General features: G+C 54.8%; 3 rRNA genes. All 3 read left to right on the forward strand.

What is annotated here, in order from left to right:
- Positions 1-464: 464 nt before the first annotated feature.
- The 3 genes from ACWORE_RS10365 to rrf all read left to right on the forward strand — a co-directional run bounded on the left by ACWORE_RS10365 (position 465) and on the right by rrf (position 5,698).
- Positions 465-1,988 (forward strand): 16S ribosomal RNA (locus ACWORE_RS10365).
- A 408-nt stretch (positions 1,989-2,396) separates the two neighbouring features.
- Positions 2,397-5,469, forward strand: a 23S ribosomal RNA gene (locus tag ACWORE_RS10370).
- Positions 5,470-5,581: 112 nt separating this feature from the next.
- A 5S ribosomal RNA gene (gene rrf / locus ACWORE_RS10375) occupies positions 5,582-5,698 on the forward strand.
- Together the 16S, 23S and 5S rRNA genes form the textbook arrangement of a ribosomal RNA operon.
- Positions 5,699-5,741: the final 43 nt, after the last annotated feature.

Here is a 5,741-nt window from a genome sequence, read left to right on the forward strand (position 1 = left end):
TTTGTCGTCGCCGAGACAGCCCGCCTGGTAGCTAGGGAATAGTTGCTTGGTTGTTGGTTGTGTTGGTGGTTGGGGTGGAAATTTCTTTCACTGTTTTTGTTTTCCAGTGTTGCGCGTGTTTGCGTCTGGCTGGTTGTGGTGTTAGGGTTTCTGCTTGCTGCACATGCTGGTGCACTGATTCTGGTGTGCTTGGTGGTGTGTGTGCGTGTGTTGTGTGAGAACTCGATAGTGTGCCAATGTACTTTTGTGTTGGTCGCAGCAGGTGCCACAGTGTTGTGGTGGTTGCTTTGATCATCATGACAAGACTTTTTAACACCTAAACATTTTGTTGTTTTGTGGTGTGGTTGTGGTCTGCCTACCCCGTTGGTGGGCTGCAACAATTGTTTTATGAATTCTGATGCAGGATTTTGTTTTTGTGTCGGGGTTTGTTTTTTGCTTGGTTTTCAGGCTTTTTGTGCTTTGTTTGTATGGAGAGTTTGATCCTGGCTCAGGACGAACGCTGGCGGCGTGCTTAACACATGCAAGTCGAACGGAAAGGCCCTGCTTGCAGGGTGCTCGAGTGGCGAACGGGTGAGTAACACGTGGGTGATCTGCCCCTTACTTTGGGATAAGCCTGGGAAACTGGGTCTAATACTGGATAGGACCATGCTGTAGGTGGTGTGGTGGAAAGATTTTTTCGGTAAGGGATGAGCTCGCGGCCTATCAGCTTGTTGGTGGGGTAATGGCCTACCAAGGCGTCGACGGGTAGCCGGCCTGAGAGGGTGGACGGCCACATTGGGACTGAGATACGGCCCAGACTCCTACGGGAGGCAGCAGTGGGGAATATTGCACAATGGGCGCAAGCCTGATGCAGCGACGCCGCGTGGGGGATGACGGCCTTCGGGTTGTAAACTCCTTTCAGCCATGACGAAGCCTCTTTTGGGGTGACGGTAGTGGTAGAAGAAGCACCGGCTAACTACGTGCCAGCAGCCGCGGTAATACGTAGGGTGCGAGCGTTGTCCGGAATTACTGGGCGTAAAGAGCTCGTAGGTGGTCTGTCGCGTCATTTGTGAAAGCCCGGGGCTTAACTCCGGGTTGGCAGGTGATACGGGCATGACTGGAGTACTGTAGGGGAGACTGGAATTCCTGGTGTAGCGGTGAAATGCGCAGATATCAGGAGGAACACCGGTGGCGAAGGCGGGTCTCTGGGCAGTAACTGACGCTGAGGAGCGAAAGCATGGGTAGCGAACAGGATTAGATACCCTGGTAGTCCATGCCGTAAACGGTGGGCGCTAGGTGTGGGTTTCCTTCCACGGGATCCGTGCCGTAGCTAACGCATTAAGCGCCCCGCCTGGGGAGTACGGCCGCAAGGCTAAAACTCAAAGGAATTGACGGGGGCCCGCACAAGCGGCGGAGCATGTGGATTAATTCGATGCAACGCGAAGAACCTTACCTGGGCTTGACATGCACTGGATGCGGCCAGAGATGGTTGTTCCCTTTGTGGCTGGTGTGCAGGTGGTGCATGGTTGTCGTCAGCTCGTGTCGTGAGATGTTGGGTTAAGTCCCGCAACGAGCGCAACCCTTGTCTCGTGTTGCCAGCATTTGGTTGGGGACTCGCGGGAGACTGCCGGGGTTAACTCGGAGGAAGGTGGGGATGACGTCAAATCATCATGCCCCTTATGTCCAGGGCTTCACACATGCTACAATGGCTGGTACAGAGAGTTGCGATACCGTGAGGTGGGGCTAATCTCTTAAAGCCAGTCTCAGTTCGGATTGGAGTCTGCAACTCGACTCCATGAAGTCGGAGTCGCTAGTAATCGCAGATCAGCAATGCTGCGGTGAATACGTTCCCGGGCCTTGTACACACCGCCCGTCACGTCATGAAAGTTGGTAACACCCGAAGCCGGTGGCCTAAACTCGTTAGGGAGCCGTCGAAGGTGGGATTGGCGATTGGGACGAAGTCGTAACAAGGTAGCCGTACCGGAAGGTGCGGCTGGATCACCTCCTTTCTAAGGAGCTTTACTTTTTGTTGGCGCAAAGGGCCGGCCGGTGGCTGGTGTGCGCTGATTGTTTGTTTTTGTGGGTGGATGGCTTGCTTGGGCACGCGGTTGTTCGTGTGCGGCATCATAATCATCGGGTATCGATATCTGGTGGTGGGTGGTGTGTGGCTGACACGGAGTGTTGGGGTGCGTTGGTGCATTGTTGGGTGTCTGGGATGGCACATGGTTGTTGTTCCTGGCCCGGCTGCAGGTGATTGTCACGGTGTGTGGTGGTTGCGTGTGGTGTGGGTGTGTTGTGTGAGAACTGGATAGTGGACGCGAGTAATCTTTTCTTTTTGTATTTTGTCTGGTTTATTCTTGCTCCGTTGTGCATGCAGTGTTTTGTGTGTGTGGTGGGGTGAAGTGTTGCCTTTTTGTTGTTGTTTGTTGTAGGGGCGCACGGTGGATGCCTGGGCACATTACGCCGATGAAGGACGTGGAAGGCCGCGATAGTCCTCGGGGAGTTGTCAATCAAGCGTTGATCCGAGGGTGTCCGAATGGGGTAACCTTGCCGTAGTTGTGTGCGGTGACCTGCTGGTGAATGTATAGCCGGTGTGGGGGTGACGCGGGGAAGTGAAACATCTTAGTACCTGTAGGAAGAGAAAATAATAATGATTCTGCGAGTAGTGGCGAGCGAAAGTGGATGATGGCTAAACCATATGCGTGTGAGACTTGCTAGGGGTTGCGTGTGTGGTGTTGTGGGGCCGTGGTGTTGGGTGGCTAGTGACGCCCTCCTGCGTGTGGTGTGTTAGCGGAAGTGGTTTGGAATGGCCTGCCGTAGACGGTGAGAGTCCGGTACGTGAAAGCACATGGTGCGTGGGGTGCTGTGGTGCCCGAGTAGCAGTGGGCTCGTGGAATCTGCTGTGAATCTGCCGGGACCACCCGGTAAGCCTGAATACGTGATGTGACCGATAGTGGATAGTACCGTGAGGGAATGGTGAAAAGTACCCCGGGAGGGGAGTGAAAGAGTTCTTGAAACCGTGTGCCTACAAGCCGTCAGAGCCTCACTTGTGGGGTGATGGCGTGCCTTTTGAAGAATGAGCCTGCGAGTCAGCGGCGCGTCGCGAGGTTAACCCGTGTGGGGTAGCCGTAGGGAAACCGAGTCCTAATGAGGGCGGTTGAGTGGCGTGTCCTGGACCCGAAGCGGGGTGATCTACCCATGGCCAGTGTGAAGCATCGGTAAGACGTTGTGGAGGCGCGAACCCACGTAGGTTGAAAACTGCGGGGATGAGTTGTGGGTAGGGGTGAAAGGCCAATCAAACTCCGTGATAGCTGGTTCTCCCCGAAATGCATTTAGGTGCAGCGTTGCGTGTTTCTTGTTGGAGGTAGAGCGACTGGATGGTTTAGCGGGACTATCATCTTAGCGACATCAGCCAAACTCCGAATGCCAGCAAGGTGAGAGCGTGGCAGTGAGACTGCGGGGGATAAGCTCCGTGGGTCGAGAGGGAAACAGCCCAGATCGCCGGCTAAGGCCCCTAAGTGTGTACTAAGTGGAAAAGGATGTGGGATCGCGAAGACAACCAGGAGGTTGGCTTAGAAGCAGCCATCCTTGAAAGAGTGCGTAATAGCTCACTGGTCGAGTGGTTGTGCGCCGACAATGTAGTGGGGCTTAAGTGCACCGCCGAAGCCGCGGAAACCACGTTTGTGGTTTGGTAGGGGAGCGTCGTGTGCTCGTGGAAGCTGCTGGGTGACTGGTGGTGGAGGGTATGCGAGTGAGAATGCAGGCATGAGTAGCGAATGACAAGTGAGAATCTTGTCCGCCGGATGACTAAGGGTTCCTGGGTTAAGCTTTTCTTCCCAGGGTGAGTCGGGGCCTAAGGCGAGGCCGTCAGGCGTAGTCGATGGATAACGGGTTGATATTCCCGTACCCGTGCATGCGCGCCCATGGTGAATCAGTGATACTAACCGCCCTGAAGCACACGTGGCAGCCTTTTGGGTTGTTGTGTGTGGATGCGTGGGGCCTGATCTGGTAGTAGTCAAGTGATGGGGTGACGCAGTGTGGTAGCCGAGCCACTGAGTGGATTGTGGTGTAAGCGTGTAGCCCGGTATCTAGGTAAATCCGGATGCCCTGTGGGGTGAGGCGTGATGCGTACCCGTTGTGGGGATGTTGGTGATCCATTGCTGTCGAGAAAAGCCTCTAGCGATGTGTGTGTGCGGCCCGTACCCGAAACCGACACAGGTGGTCAGGTAGAGAATACTAAGGCGACGGGTGAACTGTGGTTAAGGAATTCGGCAAAATGCCCCCGTAACTTCGGGAGAAGGGGGACCACTGCTGGTGACAGACTGGTTGAGCTGGTGGTGGTCGCAGAGAGTAGAGGGAAGCGACTGTTTACTAAAAACACAGGTCCGTGCGAAGACGTGAAGTCGAGGTATACGGACTGACGCCTGCCCGGTGCTGGAAGGTTAAGAGGACCTGTTAGGCCGCCTTTGTTGGTGGTCGAAGCGGAGAATTTAAGCCCCAGTAAACGGCGGTGGTAACTATAACCATCCTAAGGTAGCGAAATTCCTTGTCGGGTAAGTTCCGACCTGCACGAATGGCGTAACGACTTCTCTGCTGTCTCAACCACAGGCCCGGCGAAATTGCAGTACGAGTAAAGATGCTCGTTACGCGCGGCAGGACGAAAAGACCCCGGGACCTTCACTATAGCTTGGTATTGGTGTTTGGTTCGGTTTGTGTAGGATAGGTGGGAGACTGTGAAGCGGCCACGCTAGTGGTGGTGGAGTCGTTGGTGAAATACCACTCTGATCGTATTGAGCATCTCAACCTCGGCCCATGATCTGGGTTAGGGACAGTGCCTGGTGGGTAGTTTAACTGGGGCGGTTGCCTCCTAAATGGTAACGGAGGCGCCCAAAGGTTCCCTCAGCCTGGTTGGCAATCAGGTGGTGAGTGTAAGTGCATAAGGGAGCTTGACTGTGAGACTGACGGGTCGAGCAGGAACGAAAGTTGGGACTAGTGATCCGGCACTGGCTTGTGGAAGCGGTGTCGCTCAACGGATAAAAGGTACCCCGGGGATAACAGGCTGATCTTCCCCAAGAGTCCATATCGACGGGATGGTTTGGCACCTCGATGTCGGCTCGTCGCATCCTGGGGCTGGAGTAGGTCCCAAGGGTTGGGCTGTTCGCCCATTAAAGCGGCACGCGAGCTGGGTTTAGAACGTCGTGAGACAGTTCGGTCTCTATCCGCCGCGCGCGTGGAAACTTGAGAAAGGCTGTCCCTAGTACGAGAGGACCGGGACGGACGTACCTCTGGTGTGCCAGTTGTCCCGCCTGGGGCAGGGCTGGTTGGCTACGTACGGGAGGGATAACCGCTGAAAGCATCTAAGCGGGAAGCCTGTTTCATGATGAGGTTTCTTTTGAGGTTCCCCAGAGATGATGGGGTTGATAGGCCGGATCTGTAAGCATTGTGAGGTGTTGAGGTGACCGGTACTAATTGACCGAATGAAACAACAATGAATTCTGTGGCGGAATACGATGGTTTGTTGGTTGCTTGCGTCTACTGTTTGGTGTCTTGTGCAACACACCGCCTTGTTGGGTTGGGTGTTGTGTGTTGTCCTGTGATGTGTGTTGGTGGTTAGTGCGGTGGGGTCACGCCCGGTCCCTTTCCGAACCCGGAAGCTAAGCCTGCCTGCGCCGATGGTACTGCACCTGGGAGGGTGTGGGAGAGTAGGTCGCCGCCAACCTTCACGTAGTTAATTTAATATGTTGTGTGTTTTTGTGTGTGTG

It is taken from the genome of Corynebacterium sp. c7Ub_26 (genome assembly GCF_053760365.1).